Origin of the sequence: Myxacorys almedinensis A, assembly GCF_010091945.1 — a bacterium.
Classification (GTDB): domain Bacteria; phylum Cyanobacteriota; class Cyanobacteriia; order Leptolyngbyales; family Leptolyngbyaceae; genus Myxacorys; species Myxacorys almedinensis.
The window spans coordinates 124485-140910 of sequence record NZ_WVIE01000007.1 but is presented as its reverse complement, the minus strand read 5'-3'; the positions used below and the strand labels follow the sequence as shown (position 1 = coordinate 140910).

General features: G+C 50.2%; 15 protein-coding genes. 13 read left to right on the top strand and 2 right to left on the bottom strand.

Going from position 1 to position 16426, the window contains the following annotated elements; translation table 11 throughout:
• The first annotated feature begins 62 nt into the window (after positions 1–62).
• From GS601_RS07995 to GS601_RS07980, 4 genes are all read left to right on the top strand, one after another.
• The gene (locus GS601_RS07995) at positions 63–1325 is read left to right on the top strand and encodes a M28 family peptidase (protein ID WP_162422735.1); all 1263 of its coding nucleotides are present in this window, start codon (positions 63–65) and stop codon (positions 1323–1325) included.
• A 177-nt stretch (positions 1326–1502) separates the two neighbouring features.
• A complete protein-coding gene (locus tag GS601_RS07990) occupies positions 1503–2321 on the top strand; it encodes a trypsin-like peptidase domain-containing protein (protein ID WP_162422734.1) in 819 nt (272 codons plus the stop codon).
• 30 nt (positions 2322–2351) lie between these two features.
• On the top strand, positions 2352–2573 hold the full coding sequence (locus tag GS601_RS07985) for a hypothetical protein (RefSeq protein WP_162422733.1): 222 nt from the start codon (positions 2352–2354) through the stop codon (positions 2571–2573).
• Positions 2530–4248 carry a ShlB/FhaC/HecB family hemolysin secretion/activation protein gene (locus tag GS601_RS07980; RefSeq protein WP_162422732.1) on the top strand — a complete coding sequence of 573 codons (1719 nt, stop codon included), beginning with the start codon at positions 2530–2532 and terminating at the stop codon, positions 4246–4248. The genes GS601_RS07985 and GS601_RS07980 overlap by 44 nt, the downstream gene beginning before the upstream one ends.
• Here GS601_RS07980 and gloB read toward each other — a convergent pair.
• Positions 4245–5018 carry a hydroxyacylglutathione hydrolase gene (gloB, locus tag GS601_RS07975; protein WP_162422731.1) on the bottom strand — a complete coding sequence of 258 codons (774 nt, stop codon included), beginning with the start codon at positions 5016–5018 and terminating at the stop codon, positions 4245–4247. The genes GS601_RS07980 and gloB overlap by 4 nt on opposite strands.
• 274 nt (positions 5019–5292) lie before the next feature.
• Between gloB and GS601_RS07970 the strand changes: the two genes are divergently transcribed.
• From GS601_RS07970 to GS601_RS07930, 9 genes are all read left to right on the top strand, one after another.
• The gene (locus GS601_RS07970) at positions 5293–5514 is read left to right on the top strand and encodes a hypothetical protein (protein ID WP_162422730.1); all 222 of its coding nucleotides are present in this window, start codon (positions 5293–5295) and stop codon (positions 5512–5514) included.
• 44 nt (positions 5515–5558) lie between these two features.
• Complete coding sequence (locus GS601_RS07965) at positions 5559–6851, top strand: glycosyltransferase (protein ID WP_162422729.1); 1293 nt, start codon at positions 5559–5561, stop codon at positions 6849–6851.
• Between the two features lie 100 nt (positions 6852–6951).
• Complete coding sequence (locus tag GS601_RS07960; protein WP_162422728.1) at positions 6952–8106, top strand: glycosyltransferase family 4 protein; 1155 nt, start codon at positions 6952–6954, stop codon at positions 8104–8106.
• A 239-nt stretch (positions 8107–8345) separates the two neighbouring features.
• Positions 8346–10154, top strand: a complete 1809-nt coding sequence (locus GS601_RS07955; protein ID WP_162422727.1) for an ABC transporter ATP-binding protein — start codon at positions 8346–8348, stop codon at positions 10152–10154.
• Between the two features lie 16 nt (positions 10155–10170).
• Positions 10171–11130: a glycosyltransferase family 10 domain-containing protein gene (locus GS601_RS07950; protein ID WP_162422726.1), complete on the top strand. Its 960-nt coding sequence runs from the start codon at positions 10171–10173 to the stop codon at positions 11128–11130.
• 31 nt (positions 11131–11161) lie between these two features.
• Positions 11162–12139, top strand: a complete 978-nt coding sequence (locus GS601_RS07945) for an Npun_R2821/Npun_R2822 family protein (protein WP_162422725.1) — start codon at positions 11162–11164, stop codon at positions 12137–12139.
• On the top strand, positions 12136–13014 hold the full coding sequence (locus tag GS601_RS07940) for an Npun_R2821/Npun_R2822 family protein (protein WP_162422724.1): 879 nt from the start codon (positions 12136–12138) through the stop codon (positions 13012–13014). The genes GS601_RS07945 and GS601_RS07940 overlap by 4 nt, the downstream gene beginning before the upstream one ends.
• Positions 13014–14051 (top strand): Npun_R2821/Npun_R2822 family protein, encoded by a 1038-nt coding sequence (locus tag GS601_RS07935; RefSeq protein WP_202924948.1) that lies wholly within the window; start codon positions 13014–13016, stop codon positions 14049–14051. Before GS601_RS07940 ends, GS601_RS07935 begins: the two co-directional genes overlap by 1 nt.
• A 129-nt stretch (positions 14052–14180) precedes the next feature.
• Complete coding sequence (locus GS601_RS07930; RefSeq protein WP_162422723.1) at positions 14181–15125, top strand: NAD-dependent epimerase/dehydratase family protein; 945 nt, start codon at positions 14181–14183, stop codon at positions 15123–15125.
• Between the two features lie 16 nt (positions 15126–15141).
• On the opposite strand, the gene GS601_RS07925 is transcribed toward GS601_RS07930, so the two are convergent.
• Positions 15142–16257, bottom strand: a complete 1116-nt coding sequence (locus GS601_RS07925) for an ABC transporter ATP-binding protein (RefSeq protein ID WP_162422722.1) — start codon at positions 16255–16257, stop codon at positions 15142–15144.
• Between the last annotated feature and the right edge of the window lie 169 nt (positions 16258–16426).

Sequence of the window (16426 nt, the reverse complement as noted above, 5' to 3'; positions counted from 1 at the left end):
ACCAGTGGGTGAGGACGGCGAGTGATCATGTCATACCAACGCTTCTGTCTTAGGAATACACGGTGATCAGAACGGCATCAAAACCAGTTTCTAAACGGTTACGTCTCAGCCTACAGATTGCCCTAGCAACTACCTTTGTCTCGCTTTCAACGGGCTGCGTTGGCACTGCTAACCGGGGGGCAGAGCTTGCACCCGTGGCAAGTGCAGAGGCGCAAGAAAGCAACGAGGCTGGGTCAACGGTTCAAGCCTTGGTCAATTTAGGACCGCGAGTGGCGGGCACACCCACCGCCGAACAAGCCAGTCAATATCTGATCGATGAGTATCGCAAAGCAGGTTACCAAACTCAAGTTCAAACCTTTACTTACTCCAAGTTTCGAGACGAAGGATCGACCATCACCGTAGATGGAACACCGCTTGAAGGTCAAGCCCTCAACGGCACGATCGCTGGCAAAGCGACCACTCCTTTAGTGGCAGTTCCTAATGTTGGGCGACCTGCGGATTTTGCCAACCTGCCCGTTAACGGTCGCATCGCGATCGTGCAGCGAGGCGAAATTCCATTTACTCAAAAAGCTGAGAATGCGGCTAAAGCAGGCGCGGTGGGTCTCATCATCGTCAACACCGAAGGTGGCACGCTGCGCGGCACGCTGACAGGCAAGCCCACCATTCCGGTTGTGGCGCTATCGAGAGATCAGGGGAACCCATTGCGCGATCGCGCTCAAGCCATGCCCACAACCGTTAGCCTAGTGGTAAACGCAGAAGAGCGCACCATCACTGGACGCAACGTCATTGCCTATCTCGATGGCGTGACTCAGCCCACGGTGCTGATCGGTGGGCATTTTGACTCGGTTGCCGGTTCACCCGGAGCCAATGACAACGCTTCTGGCACAGCCGTGACGCTTGATTTGGCTCGTCGGATGGCTAAGACTCCCTTGGCGCGTCAAGCTTGGTTTGTCGCGTTTGATGGCGAGGAAGATGGGCTAAAAGGCTCTCGTGCGTTTGTCGAAGCGGCTCAGCCTCAGTTTTTATCAGGGCTAAAAGCGATGCTCAATTTCGATATGGTGGGCGTCAATCAGCAGTTACAAATTGGCGGATCATCGTCGCTCACTGCGATCGCACAACCTAAAGCTTCAATCCCCAAATCGGTTGTCAACGGAAGCAGCGATCACGCGGCGTTTGCTGCCAAGAATGTACCTGTTTTGTTTTTTTATCGTGGTAGTGATGCCAACTACCACACACCAAATGACAAGACTGTAGATCCAAAACTACTAAACGAGACATCGCAAACAGCAATGGATATTGTGCAGCAAATTCTCAAAGTAGATTAAGCATTGATCAAGATTTGAGAATTTTATTCTATCAATCAGACTAGCATCTACCCATCACAGCGGTGATGATCTTTGCAACGCTCTATCTATCGGTTTTACGATCAAAACTGCATCACTAGTAATAGTGAGAAAAACAGCAGTGCTATCCGCTTTAATTTACGTTATTGGAACCCATCAATGACTTCTAACCGCTTCTTGAAAAAGTCGTTCGCTTCTCTCTCGTTAGTCTCTGCTGGGGCGCTCAGCGCTTTGGTTGGGGCGCAGGTTATCCCCGTTCAGTTGCAGCCTCAGCGGGCGATCGCACAAGCTCCCGCTGCGATCGCGCAAGTTCCCGCTTTGCCGTTTAATTCTGCTGGCGATAATTTCGTCTCTGCCGTTGTCGAAAAATCTGGGGCAGCCGTCGTGCGGATCAATTCGTCGCGGAGCCGAGTAACCAATTCGGGACAACGGAGCGTTCAAGGTACGGGGTCAGGATTCATCACTCAGTCTAACGGGCTGGTAATGACCAATGCCCATGTGGTTGAGGGCGCAGATCGCGTTACCGTTACCCTCAGAGACGGGCGCGAGTTTACCGGTCGAGTTATGGGAGCCGATCGCCAAACGGATGTAGCGATCGTCAAAATCGAGGCGACCAATCTACCCACCGTCCGTCTGGCAAACTCTGACCAAACCAGACCCGGCGAATGGGCGATCGCCATTGGCAACCCCCTCGGACTCGATAACACCGTCACAGTCGGCATTATTAGCGCCACCGAGCGATCAGGCAGAGCGATCGGATCTAGCCGCCGTGTCACCTACATTCAAACCGATGCCGCCATCAACCCTGGTAATTCGGGTGGGCCGCTGCTCAACCAGCGCGGTGAGGTCGTTGGCATGAATACGGCAATTCTTCGAGGGGCACAAGGTCTGGGGTTTGCGATTCCAATCAATCGCGCCCAAGAGGTGGCAACCCAACTACTCGCGCAATCTGGAACCTTGATGTCAAGCTTGAAATGATGGACTGGGAATCGATGAGTGGATGAGTGGATGAGTGGATGGGTAACATCTCCCTCCACCCTCTTACCCCTCTACCCTCTCACCCCTCCTACCCCTCAACTCCAAATCGTCAGTGCTAATCTAAATGTCGATCGCGGCGTTTGTCTGTATCATGCTAGAGCCAGTTATGCGATGAGTGAGTCGTTCCTCATCAGCGCGATCGTCATTTATGAACAAGCTGATTCATGCTCAGGTTTTGGTTTACATCGCTAGCCTCCTCGGCTGTTTGGTGTCATCCAGGGCGATCGCCCAAACAGCCGCCACCCTGCCAAACGCCAATCCAAACCCTGACCGATTTCCGCAAGCTCTGCCAACCCCGCAGCCGCTCCCACCAGAAACGCCAGATCTCGCGCCAACCCCAACCCCAACTCCGCTTCCTGAACCGTCTTCCGTTAAGATTTCAGTCCGCAAAATCGAGGTTGTGGATGGAACGCTGCTCACCCCTGAGGAAATTGCACGAATTACACAACCCGTAGAGGGGAAAACCGTCACCCTAGAAGACCTCCGCAGTGTGGCAGATGCGATTACGCAACTTTACCTAAGCCGGGGCTACATCACGTCTAGAGCCGTTGTTGGCGATCAAACCATTGTCGATGGCATCGTGCAGATTCGCGTGATTGAAGGCTCTATCGAAGCAATCGATGTCCAAGGATTAGAGCGGCTCAAACCCTTTTATGTGCGCGATCGCGTCAGCCTCGGAACCGCAACCCCCCTCAACAAAGACAAACTCGAAGACCAGCTACGATTGCTCAAAGTCGATCCCCTGTTTGAAGCCGTAGAAGCAAGTTTACGCCCCGGAACCGGATTAGGACAAAGCATTCTCACCGTCCGCGTTCGGGAGGCAGCCGCGCTCAATGGCTATTTTGGAGCGGATAACTACTCGCCGCCAAGCGTGGGTTCAGAGCGATTTGGCAGCATCTTGAGCTACCGCAACCTGACCGGATTAGGGGACGAACTGAGCGCCTCCTACTTTCGGACAACTCAAGGGGGCTATAGTGCGTTTGACTTTAATTACCGAATTCCGGTCAACGGGATGAACGGCACGCTGCAACTTCGAGCCGCCCCCAGCCGCAGCGAAATCATCGAACCTCGGTTTGCGGCTTTCGGAATTCGCAGCGACTCTAGCCTCTACGAACTGAGCTATCGCCAGCCCATTCTGCGGTCTCCTCGCGAGGAAGTGGCGCTGTCACTGGGTTTCGCCGTGCAAAATGGGCAGACCTTTTTGTTTCAAAGCACGCCGTTTCCGTTTGGCATCGGTCCTGATCCAGAGGGCAACAGCCGGACGCGAGTTCTCAAGATTGGACAAGACTATATCAAGCGCGATCTGCAAGGAGCCTGGGCGCTGCGATCGCAGTTCAGCATTGGGTTAGGAGTCTTTAGCGCCACAACCAACCCCAAACCCCTCCCTGACGGACAGTTCGTCAGTTGGCTCGGACAGGTGCAACGGGTGCAGCGCCTTGGGACAGATCATCTCCTGATTGCTCAAGCAGATGTGCAACTCACGCCAGACAGTTTGCTGCCGTCTCAGCAGTTTGTAATTGGCGGCGGGCAAACGCTGCGCGGCTATCGGCAAAATGCCCGCTCTGGCGATAACGGAGTCCGGGTATCTTTTGAAGACCGGATTGCGATTCAACGCAATGAGTCGGGGGTGCCCATTTTTCAACTTGCCCCGTTCATCGATTTTGGCACCGTTTGGAACCGCTCTGATAATCCCAACATTCTCCCAAATCAAACCCTGCTTGCTGGGGCGGGGCTTGGAGTACTGCTCGAACCGTTTCCGGGATTCACAGTCCGGTTGGATTATGCTGTCCCGTTTGTCCATCTTCGCGATCGCGGCGAGAATGCTCAAGAGCGCGCCTTTTACTTTAGTGCAGGCTACAGCTTTTAGAAAGTGTCTTTTTTTGTTCGCAGCGCCGCAAAGGTTGCCACCGGGTCGCGTTGGTTCATCGCCTGCTGAATCGCCGGGGCATCCCAGCGCAAAAAGGGATTCGTGCTTTTCTCTAGACCTAGCATGGTGGGAATCGTGGCTTCATCGTGGCGGCGCATCCTTTGCACCTCCGACAGCCGCCGCTGCACCGCCTGATTGCGTGGATCAACCGCGATCGCAAACCTCAAATTGCTCAACGTGTACTCGTGGGCACACCAGACTCGCGTAGTGTCCGGCAATTTCCTAAGCTGGCTGAGCGATCGCATCATTTGTTCGGGTGTCCCTTCTCGCAGCCTGCCACACCCGCCAGAAAACAGCACATCTCCACAAAATAGCTCTCCGGTAGAATCCGCGTCTACCGGTGGAAAGTAGTAGGCAATGTGGGCGCGAGTGTGCCCCGGCACAAACAAGACCTCGGCTGAGCGATCGCCAAATTTGACACCATCACCCGCCTGTAAAAATACGTGCTGTCCCGGAATTCGCCCGCGATCGTGGCTGCCTCCATAGACGATCGCCTCTGGAAATTGGCGTAACAGTTGCGCGTTTCCGCCTACGTGATCGCCGTGGTGGTGTGTGTTGAAAATGGCAACCAGGGTTGCTCCGAGTTCGTCTAGCTTTTGCAGGACAGGGGTTGCCTGTGCGGGGTCAACGATCGCGGCAATGTGGCGATCCGCATCGTGGAGCAGAAAAATGTAGTTATCCGAAAGAGCGGGAATTCGGTAGATTTGCATAGCATTGAAATGTTCAACCTCGTGTTTATTCTGAGAGTCAAGTGGTCAATCCTGAAGTAGAGCGATCGCATCCCACCAAAATTTCATCAAGTCTTGGCGATTTACTCATGGTAGCTGTGCCCACGATCCCTAGAAAGACGCAAAAGTAAGAACATGAAACCCATTTAGACCAAAACGATGGTTTTACTCTAAGGATTTAGTCTGATTTGCGATTCGCTGCTTTCGATCCGTAACCCCTCACCGTCTAGCCCCTTCATGATCGAGCCTCATTCCTATGGTAAAAGCATCTCAAAATCGATTTGACCTACCGACAAAACAAATCATCGAGCGAATTTTGCAAGCCGGACAGATTCACCGTCAAGAACATCTTCACTTGGCGTCTGTGTTGCTTTCAAGCCAGGGCATTACCGCCGAAGAACGCCGCCAGATTAATCGCATTTTTGATCAGATTCAAAATGGTCGAATGAAGCTGGTTGATGATCAAGGCTTAATGTAAAGCCACGAAGCGACAAATTTTCCCACCTTCACCCCTTTTTGCTCATGAAGCTGATTCAAACCAGCGCTTGGTATCCTCCAGCCTCTTCGGGAGGCGTAGAAGTCTACGTAGAGGGTTTAGCTCAAAACTTGAAACCCTTGGGCTTTGAGTGTGTGATTGGCACGCCGCTCACCCTTGAGCAAAAATCGGCTGCACCTCAAACTGGCTATTACAACGGCATTGAGGTGTATCGCTATCCGTCATTTGCCGCCTTCGCAACGTGGCTTAGCGCCAACCAAAGCGGGATTTATCACCAACACACCGTGCGCGATCGCTGTGGCATTTCCCATCTCCGTTTGGCTCGCACCCTCGGCATGAAAACGATCATGACCCTTCACATGCCAGAGATCGTCTGCGTTCGCGGCACCATGATGCAAGCCGGACACACCGCCTGCGACGGGCAGATCGAGGTGACTCGCTGTAGCCAGTGCTTGGGCGTTTCAAAGCGGGTTCCGGCGTGGGTTGCCGAACGGTTGAGCCAGATTCCCCCGGCGATCGCAGAGGCAGGTCAAGCTCGCCTGCGCCGCTCCCGCGATGTCCGGTTTCGCCAGTTGGGAACAACCCTCAGCACGCCTGCCCATGTGCGCGATCGCGCCCATCAACTCCGCGAAATTGTTGCCCTCAGCGATCAAATTGTCGTGGTTTGTCAGTGGCTTTACGATGCCTTGGTGCGAAATGGCGTCCCCGAAAAAAAACTATTGCTCAGTCGTCATGGGGTTTCTTCGTCTGGCGCTGCAACGTCTATTCCGCACCGGTCGCTTACAATCGGGTTCCTCGGTCGCTGGCAAGAGACAAAGGGGGTTCAAATCTTGGTCGAGGCGCTGCAACACGTGCCGCGATCGCTGCCTGTTGAACTGATAATTCATGCCACTCATGCCGATCAGCACGGGCAGGCAAACCGAGACAAAATTTCAGCGATCGCAGCTAGCGATCCAAGAATTCAGATCAAGGCACCGCTCAGCCGTGACGCTGTACCCAGCGCGATCGCGCAGTTCGATCTGTTAGCCGTTCCCTCACAATGGCTAGAAACCGGTCCTTTAGTTGTGCTAGAAGCCCACGCCGTCGGCACTCCGGTGATCGGCTCGCGGTTGGGAGGCATCGCCGAACTGGTAGAGCACGGCAAAGATGGCTGGCTGGTTTCGGCGGCAGATGTGCAGGCTTGGGCAGCCGCGATCGCGCACCTTGCCGCGCACCCTCAGATCGTCGCGACGTTAAAGCAGGGCATTCGCCCGGTTAAAACCACCCGTGAAGTTGCAGAGGAAATGGCAGAGCTTTATGAACGCCTCATGAGGCATTGAGAATTCTTCAGGGTACTTTTAATCAGGACTTTGGCACAGAGTCAGGACTTCGGCATGGGTCAAGCACGCCCTCATTGATGGATGAACATTTTTATAGGCTATGAAAGTTTCTATTCTCACTCCCAATTTTTCCAAGGGCGGCGTCGATCGCGCGTATCTTTTGGCGCAAGTGCTGCGATCGCTCAACCACGACGTAGAGATTTTAGGATTTTTATTTGGCGAAAAAATCTATCCAGAACCCCCGCCCGACTTGCCGATCGTCTGTCTGCCAGGAAGTCAGTATCCAAAAATTTTCGCTTCAGTCCGCCAACTCCTGGCAAAAATTGATGGCGACATTGTGTACGCGGTAAAGCCCAAACCCATGAGCTTTGGCGTCGCGCTGCTAAAAAAACTTCAGAGCAGATGTCCGGTCATTTTAGATATCGATGATTGGGAAATGAGTTGGATGGGGGGCGACGATTGGCGCTACCGTCCGGGGCTGAAACAGTTGGCACGAGACTTATTCAAACCGGACGGAGCACTGCGATCGCCAGATCACCCGCTTTATCTTCAGTGGGCAGAAAAGTTAGTTTCCCGTGCCGATGCGCTGACGATCGATACGCACTTTCTCAAGCACCGTTTTGGCGGCGTCTATCTGCCCAACGGTAAAGATACGGACATGTTTGATCCCCAAGCCCACGATCCAGCAGAAAGCCGACGCAAATACGGGTTGTCAGACTACCGGGTTTTGATGTTTCCCGGCGCATCCCGCCCCCACAAAGGCTTAGAAGACGTTCTAGCCGCTCTCGATCGGCTCAACCAACCCGATCTAAAGCTGGTCATTGTGGGGGGCAGTCCCTACGACGACTACGATCGCCATCTGATCGACCATTGGGGACGCTGGATTGTTAAACTTCCCCCCGCTCCCTTTTGGCAAATGCCCGAAATCGTGGCTGCCGCTCATGTCATCGTGGTGCCTCAGCGAGATACGCTAACGGCTCAGGCTCAGTTTCCGATCAAGCTCACCGAAGGCATGGCAATGGCGAAACCAATTCTCGCCAGCCGGGTCGGTGATATCCCTGAGATTTTAGAGAACACTGGATTTCTGGTAGATGCCGGATCGCCAGAGCAAATTGCTGAAACCATTAATCAGATTTTTGGGGATTGGCAGGCAGCCCAAGCAAGGGGCGTTCAGGCTAGGGAGCGGTGTTTGGCTTACTACAGTGTCAAGGCGATGGCTCCGATCGTCAAAACCCTTCTCGAACAATTGCGGTAATTTTAAGCACGCCGAAACCTCAATCCGAGAGTATGGTGATTTAGAACACTGTCAATCTCAAAAACCATCGATTCAACTGTTTTCCGGATCGATCCCAGGGGATAACTAGAAACAGTTCTTCATCTTGTCTTGATGATTTGCTCAGATCGTGTTTGCCAGATTGTTGTTCACCAGATCGTGTTGCCAAATCGTGTTTGCTAGATCGTGGTTGCCAGATTGTCGTTTGCCCAGAGTGATCCATGTCGCCTAACAAGCTCCTTCTTCAATTTGCCTTGCGCTATCCCAAATGGATCGTTGCAACAGTGGTGCTGGGCTTTTCCGGAGCCTTGTTTAACGGCGTCAGTACCATGCTGATTGTGCCCGTCGTGCTTGGATTTCTAGGACAGGATGTAACCCTAAAAGGCATTCCTCCGATCTTACAAAAAGCCTTTTCTAGCGTAGATGGTCAGGCAGGAGATCGGCAGTTGCTGATCATGATGGGCATTGTGCTGCTGGCAATTTTGCTTAAAAATATCACCAGCTACATCAGCATGCTATCGTCGAGCCATTTGTCGCGATCGCTGGTCAACGAAATCCGCAAAGATGGGCTAAAACTCTTGCTTGACGTAGATTTAGACTTTTACGCCAAAACAAAAATTGGAGATTTGATCAATCGTCTGGGTGGAGAAGTCGGCTCAACCGCTGCCGCCATTCGGATTGCCATTCAGATGATCACCGTTGTGATCACGGTTTTAGTTTTTGTAGTGTTGTTGCTAGCAATCTCTTGGCAACTCACTCTAGCATCCACCGTAATGCTGCTATTAGTCTCGATCGCGAATGGCTATTTTGTCAAACGAGCCAAGAAATTTGGGCAGAAACTTTCGGATCAGTCCCGCGATTATTCTGTAGCTATCTTAGAAATGCTGTCTGGAATGCGGCTCGTGAAGGCAACGGGCAACGAGCCACAAGAATATCGCAAACTCGAAGCCCTGATTGACGCACGAGAGCAAGCCGATTTTCAATCTCAAGCTAATGCAGCGTTGATAGGACCCATCAACGAGATGGCAGGAATCTTGACGGTACTAACGATCGTCGTTCTCGGTCGGGTCTTTTTCGCATCCGAACTCGAATCCCTCTCCACCGTTTTACTCACCTATTTACTGGTTTTATTTCGCCTGTTGCCCTTCGTCGGACAACTCAACGGCGCTCGCGGTGCGTTTGCAAACATGGCTCCTAGCGTTGCTGTTGTCAATGAATTTTTGCGGCGCGACAACAAACCATTTATGTCCCAAGGTAATCGCCCTTATGTTGGTTTAGAAAACGGCATTCAATTTCAAAATTTATCATTCTCCTATCCTGGGCACGATCGGCAAGTTTTAGATGGCGTTAACTTGTCGCTGCCAAAAGGGACAACATTAGCGTTAGTCGGGTCTTCGGGGGCGGGCAAATCAACGATGGCAGATTTGTTGCCCCGATTTTACGATCCAACCGAGGGGCAGATTTTGATTGACGATCGCGACGTGCGCGACTTTGATCCTCCCTCCCTCCGCCGGGCGATGGGCATCGTTAGCCAAGACACCTTTTTATTCAACGATTCGGTTCGCAATAACATTGCCTATGCTTGCAATCGTGCCACTGACGATCAGATTGTCGAAGCGGCAAAACGCGCCAACGCTTACGAATTTATTGTCAATTTGCCGCACGGGTTTGAGACGATGATCGGCGATCGCGGCGTCATGCTTTCGGGGGGTCAACGACAGCGATTAGCGATCGCCCGTGCCTTATTGCGTGATCCAGAAATTCTGATTCTCGATGAAGCCACGAGTGCGCTCGATAGCGTGTCCGAGCGATTGGTGCAGCAAGCCATCGACGAATTGAGCCGCGATCGCACAACGCTTGTGATTGCTCACCGGTTGTCTACTGTGCAAAACGCCCACCAAATCGCGGTTCTCGACCAAGGGCACGTCGTCGAGATCGGCACCCACATCGAACTCCTCAACAAAGGTGGACTCTACGCTCAGCTTTATTCCATGCAATTTTCTCACCAAGAACACCCCGTCGGTCTTTAGAACTCCCCCTCTCGCTATGACTCAGAAAACGATCGGAATGCTCAGCAGTTACGTCGGTCTTAACCCAAGCCCGATCGATTGGCTATGGCAGCAGTCGCCCTACCCGTTTGGGCGGTGGCAGAATATTCAAATCGAAGCTTCGGCAGCCAACCCGGATTTTTTGCTGCTCTATCAGTTTGATTTTCCGCGCCCGTCTCCCTCCAAAAAGTCGTTGCGAAACCTTCTTCGTAAATCTGTATCACCGCCTGATGTTCGAGAACAATTTCGCGGAGTTGATCGCGATCGCGCCATCTACTTACTGCGAGAACCGCCGCTTCCAGAAATTCTAGACATTACAAAAGCCAACTATGCCAGCGCCAGCCAGCACTGTGCCTACGTTTCAGGTCCCGATGACGTTGCGCCAATGCCCAATTACATGCCCGCAATCTGGTACTTAGGAAATTCGTTCCGCGAGCTCGACGAGATGCCGCCGCCCGAAAAGGTTGAAACCTGTAGCTGGATCACCTCTGGCATTAGCCGCACCGAAAATCATCGCAAGCGGCTAGCGTTTCTAAAACTGCTGCAAGATCATCGGGTGGACTTCGATTTATATGGGCGAGATTTGCCCCCCTGGTCAAACGCTAGAGGTCGCGTGAATGGTAAGTGGTATGGCATGGCTCCATACTATTACAACTTGGCGATCGAAAACTATGCTGAGAACGATTGGTACGCCACTGAAAAGCTTTGGGATGCGCTGCTGTCGTGGTGCTTGCCGATTTATTACGGCGGCGCGGCGGCAGATAAACTGTTGCCTCCGGGCAGTTTTTTACGGCTGCCCAGCCTCGATGAAAAAGGGCTGAAATATATTCAAGATGTAATAGCAACGCGGGATGCGTGGCATGAGGCAAAAGCTGCGATCGCAGAGGCTCGTCAAATTATTTTGCATAAACTGAACCTTGTCAATTGGCTTTCTGAATACGTAACTCAATTCGATTAAAAGACATTGCTATTTCTATAGATAAACTACTATGAATGGAATTTGCACACTAGCCAACGATCGCGTTTACGACCAACTGATTGCCCTGCTTAACAGCATTGAATCGGTCATGGGCAAAACTATGCCGGTTTGCATTTACCCGTTTGATGATCAGTGCGATCGCATTCGCCTTGCCATTCGCGATCGCCCAAGCGTTACCCTTTACGATGATCAAGATTCGATTCAGCGTTGGGATAGTTTCATGCAGCGCATTGCTCCAGAGCGACTGAACCAAAAAAATCGGCTGTATGGAGCACATCGCCGGTTTTGTGCGTTTGATGGGCCGTTTGATCGATTTGTCTATATGGATGCGGATACATTGGCAATGAGTCCGCTCGATCGAGTATTTCAAATGTTAGACAAATTTGATTGGGTCGTTTATGACTATCAATTTCTCGATCCGAGCAAAATTTATAACGTTAATTCTTCAAGCCTCTACGACGTTTTTTCCGACGAACGAATCAGAAGCGAAGTCTTTTGTTCTGGATTTTTTGCAGCAAAACGAGGATTATTTGGGGCTGAGCAACGCGAAACATTAATTGCTCAATTGCGCGCTGGCGACATCAATATTTTGTATGAAGGAGCCGGAGAGCAACCTGTTTTAAATTACATGGTGATGCGTTCTGGCTTAAAAAGTTGCAATTTGGGGTCGTATTTACCCTCTGAAGAATCGACAGGATGTTCGGTCACCTCAAAACATTTTGAAGAGCGAAATCACATTCTCTACGATCGCGGCACTCGCCTTACCTATCTTCACTACATTGGTGTCAAGCCTCAGTTAATGGAGCAGGTTTGCCTGGGTGAAAATGTGAGTTTTCCCTATCGCAATTTATTCCTTTATTACCGCTTTTTGCACCAACCTCAAAAGTGCCCTGTTTTTATGGAGCCGCCCTCCCCAGATGGCAAATCTTATTCGCCTGGTTTTGTCAAAAAAGTTCTAAAAAAATTGAAATTGGGTCAATCAAAATGAAAGGTATTTATATTGTTGCCAATGACAAAGTAATGGATAATGCGATCGCACTGCTCAACAGCATTCGATTGCGCGATCGCGAGATTCCGATCTATCTAATTCCATTTAATAATGAGTACCAAATGGTTCTCGCAACGCTGAGCAAACTGCACAACGTTCAGCTTTTTCCTGACTTGGAGTTGCTAGAACGGGTAACAAGTCAAGTGGGCAATATCTTCGATCGTAACTTCCTTGCTCTACCAAACAAGATGAGAAAGTTAGCGGTTTGGTTTGGTGTATTAGATGAATTTCTTTATATTGATACTGATATTGTAGTCTTTGAAAAGATTTCAGATAGGCTCGATCGGCTCTCCGAAATAGATTTTTTTTGCAGCGATTATCACTTTGCTAGCGAAGGATTACGAAATATCTTCTCGCCCGTAATTCGAGAAAAAAATATCTTCACCGACGAACAATTACAGGACGTTTTTAATAGCGGGTTTTGGGGATCGAAGAAAGGAATTATTACTGAGGAGCAGCTTTATGATGTATTAAAAGAGTGTTCTCAGCATCGAGAATATTTTGACTTTACTCAAGGCGTAACGGATCAGCCTGTTCTCAATTACCTCATTCTAAAGTGTTTTTCTAAGCGAGAAAATCTGGTTAAAGCATCAGCAAACGTGCCTGGAAGCTGGGCAGGTTCTAAACACTTTGAGAACCGAAACTATGTCTTATACGACAAAGATCAACCGTTGCAATATATTCATTGGGCAGGCATCTCTATGCATTCTGGCGCACCTTACTGGGATATATGGCAACACTATCGCTATTTGCACGAACCGAAGAATTTTTGGCGTAGTTTATCTCGTTTGGTTCCTTTTGCAGGAGCAAAATAATGAATGGAATCTATATTCTGGCAAATGATTATGTCTATCATCAACTTGTTGCGTTGTTGAATAGCATTGAGGTAAACATTGGCAAAGAAATGCCAGTTTGTATCATTCCTTACGATGATCGCCTAGACCAAGTGAAAGCGGAAATTGCTCGGCGTCCGCAAGCTACATTGTTTGAGAACCAAGACTCAATTAAACGATGGGAAGCGTTTGCAACACAAGCCTGGAAAGTTCACCATCGAGCACAGAAAACTTGGCGCGATCGCGAGTTACCAGAAGTTTATCGCCTCGCGATGCACCGCAAGTTGTGCTGTTTTGATGGTTTATTTGATAAATTTATTTATTTTGACGCTGATACTCTGGCAATGGGTTCAGCAGAGCCAGTTTATCAACTGCTAGATCGCTATAGTTGGGTTACTCACGATTATCAATATTGCTCTGATATAAAGTATATTTTTGATGCATCTCAAGAAAATTTAGCCCACGTTTTCTCCTCTGAAAAGCTTAAATCTCATCTCTTTTGTGCAGGTTGGTTTGCTTCTAGAAAAAACGTATTTAATGCTGAAACTCTCGCTCGTTTATTAAGCTATCTTCAGGCAGGCGAAGCAGATTTAATGGCGCTCTGGGGTCCTGATCAATCGCTACTAAACTATATGGTTTTACGAAGCGAGATTTCTTACTATAATTTTGCATTTCATGGAGGAGGAACCGGCTCGCATTGGTCTTCGTCATTCGATGAAATTAATCATCTTTTATACGATAAAGGACGGCAACTAACCTATATTCATTACATGAGTATTGCATCGTCTCAGTTTAATCAATTGTGTGAAGGAATGGCTGTAGATATTCCGTATAAAAACCTGTTTCTACACTATCGCTACTTGATGCATCCCGATGAGAGACCCAAAATCTTTAAGCCAGCTAAATTGGCATCTAGTTCTTCTGGCAAACTGCGTGCGATCGCAGATAAAATCATCCAATTCACCCAGAAAAAAATTGGCAGTCTATATGATAAAATTCGCCAATCAAAAGCAGTTTAAATCAGACGTTCAAGCTAATAGTTCAAGCTAATAATTAACTGTTTTAGCCGTTAGAAATCTAAAAATCATAACAACAAAGAACCGCAATCAGGTAAGATCGTCAGCGTCGTTAGAGCTTTTGTTACCTATATGCCAACAAGCGTTGTGACTGGTGCTGCGGGGTTTATTGGGTCTCATCTCGTCGAGGCTCTTTTGCATCGAGGTGAGTCTGTCATCGGGATTGACCAGTTTAACGATTACTACGATCCAGCTTTAAAGCGACAAAATATTGCAGATGCGGTTCAGCATGCCAACTTTGAGTTAATCGAGGCAGATATTCAAACTCTCGATTGGTCAGCGCTGCTGGCAGAGGCAGACGTGCTCTATCATCAGGCAGCGCAAGCGGGGGTGCGATCGAGTTGGGGGGCAGGCTTTCGCACCTATACCGAGCAGAATGTGAATGCAACACAAATTCTGTTAGAAGCGGCGAAAGACTCGAAGCGGCTTCAGCGCTTTGTGTTTGCATCGAGTTCGTCAGTGTATGGCAATGCTGAAGCGATGCCAACCTCGGAAACGCTATGCCCTCGCCCCGTTTCGCCTTACGGCATCACGAAATTGGCGGCAGAACAACTTTGCGGGTTGTATCACCAAAATTTTGAAGTTCCGGTGTGTTCGTTGCGCTACTTTACCGTTTATGGTCCGCGCCAGCGCCCAGATATGGGGTTTCACAAGTTCTTTAGGGCAGTTTTAGACAATCAGCCAATCACGATTTACGGAGATGGGCAACAAACGCGAGACTTTACCTATGTCAGTGATGCGATCGCAGCTAATCTAGCCGCCGCCACTCGCCCCGAAGCGGTGGGAGCCATTGTTAACATCGGAGGCGGAAGCCGCGTGGTGCTCGCCGAAGTGATCGATACGATGGCACAGATCGTGGATCAACCCATCCAACGCCGCCATATTGAACGCGCGATCGGGGATGCCCGTCACACATCGGCAGACATTTCTAAAGCGCAAGACAAACTTGGCTATCAGCCGCAAATCAAGCTGCTTGAAGGATTGCAGAATGAATGGGAGTGGATACGATCGCGGTAGGCATGACAGCGATTCATCACAAAATTGGATAGATTCGCGTTCCTGTAGCTGGATCAAACAAAAACATCTGCTCTAGATCTAACGTGAGAAAAATTTGATCGCGCACCTGCAAGTTTAACTGGGGGCGAATTTGCACATTCAAACTCGGTTGAAATCCTTGAGGCTCACCGGGCAGCACCACACGCACTAAAACTTCTCGCCCCAACGGTTCAACAACCCTCACTTCGGCTCTTAGTTGCCCCGCCTCGCGGCTGACTTGGATAGACTCCGGTCGGATGCCCAAATCAAAGCGTGCCCCAGGCGCATACTGCGGCTTTAACCTGGGCGGCAGGGGAATGCTTTGTTCACCCAGTTGAAACCCTGCCCCCGTGAACGTAACCGGTAAAACATTCATCGGCGGATTCCCTAGAAAGGTCGCTACCATCCGATTGACCGGACGATCGTAGATGGTCTGCGGAGCGCCAATCTGCTGAATCGTACCGCGATCGATCACCACAATTTGGTCTGCCAGCGTCATCGCCTCAACCTGATCGTGGGTCACATAAATCGTGGTAATGCCCACCCGCTGATGCAGTAGCTTCAACTCAGCCCGCGTACCGTCTCGGAGTTGAGCATCTAAATTAGACAGGGGTTCATCAAGGAGAAACACTTGCGGCTGACGTGCGATCGCGCGCCCCAACGCAACCCGCTGCTGCTGCCCCCCCGATAGCTGCCTGGGTTTGCGATCAACTAAATGAGCAATATCAAGCATGTGTGCAACCGTTTCGACTCGCTCTTGAATCGTTTTCGCATCCACTTGCCGCATGGTTAGCCCAAAGGCAATATTCTCCGCCACGCTCATGTGAGGATACAGCGCATAATTTTGAAACACCATCGCGACATCGCGCTGACGGGCAGGCACTTGGTTGACTAGCGTTTTCCCAATATAAAGATTGCCAGAGGTCGCCGTTTCCAGCCCGGCGATCGTTCTCAAAATTGTAGATTTACCACATCCAGAAGGACCGACTAAGACCCAAAACTGCCCGTCTGGAACGGTAAACGAAATATTCTCGATGCCATCAAACGCTCGCTTTGCTGTTGCCGCAGATTTGCCAAATCGCCGTGAGATGCCGTCTAACTGGACACTTGCCATACCTATGTCTCATGAGCAATTTTCTACCTATCCTAGAATAGAGCGCTCATCCTTTAGATTGGATCTCTTGAGGTTGGATCTTTTTATAAGGAGAAAGGCAATCTATCCTATAGAATATTTTAGAAGAATAAAACTAGCGAGTCGGCGTCTGTCTACAATCCGTTTCGGA

What these genes read in the sequence shown, in the direction of transcription:
- GS601_RS07980 (WP_162422732.1), top strand. Translation starts at nt 2,530, where the DNA reads ATGAACAAGCTGATTCATGCTCAGGTTTTGGTTTACATCGCTAGCCTC.
- GS601_RS07935 (WP_202924948.1), top strand. Translation starts at nt 13,014, where the DNA reads ATGAATGGAATCTATATTCTGGCAAATGATTATGTCTATCATCAACTT.
- GS601_RS07985 (WP_162422733.1), top strand. Translation starts at nt 2,352, where the DNA reads ATGAGTGGATGGGTAACATCTCCCTCCACCCTCTTACCCCTCTACCCT.
- GS601_RS07925 (WP_162422722.1), bottom strand. Translation starts at nt 16,257, where the DNA reads ATGGCAAGTGTCCAGTTAGACGGCATCTCACGGCGATTTGGCAAATCT.
- GS601_RS07950 (WP_162422726.1), top strand. Translation starts at nt 10,171, where the DNA reads ATGACTCAGAAAACGATCGGAATGCTCAGCAGTTACGTCGGTCTTAAC.
- GS601_RS07965 (WP_162422729.1), top strand. Translation starts at nt 5,559, where the DNA reads ATGAAGCTGATTCAAACCAGCGCTTGGTATCCTCCAGCCTCTTCGGGA.
- GS601_RS07970 (WP_162422730.1), top strand. Translation starts at nt 5,293, where the DNA reads ATGGTAAAAGCATCTCAAAATCGATTTGACCTACCGACAAAACAAATC.
- GS601_RS07960 (WP_162422728.1), top strand. Translation starts at nt 6,952, where the DNA reads ATGAAAGTTTCTATTCTCACTCCCAATTTTTCCAAGGGCGGCGTCGAT.
- GS601_RS07990 (WP_162422734.1), top strand. Translation starts at nt 1,503, where the DNA reads ATGACTTCTAACCGCTTCTTGAAAAAGTCGTTCGCTTCTCTCTCGTTA.
- GS601_RS07945 (WP_162422725.1), top strand. Translation starts at nt 11,162, where the DNA reads ATGAATGGAATTTGCACACTAGCCAACGATCGCGTTTACGACCAACTG.
- GS601_RS07955 (WP_162422727.1), top strand. Translation starts at nt 8,346, where the DNA reads ATGTCGCCTAACAAGCTCCTTCTTCAATTTGCCTTGCGCTATCCCAAA.
- GS601_RS07940 (WP_162422724.1), top strand. Translation starts at nt 12,136, where the DNA reads ATGAAAGGTATTTATATTGTTGCCAATGACAAAGTAATGGATAATGCG.
- gloB (WP_162422731.1), bottom strand. Translation starts at nt 5,018, where the DNA reads ATGCAAATCTACCGAATTCCCGCTCTTTCGGATAACTACATTTTTCTG.
- GS601_RS07930 (WP_162422723.1), top strand. Translation starts at nt 14,181, where the DNA reads ATGCCAACAAGCGTTGTGACTGGTGCTGCGGGGTTTATTGGGTCTCAT.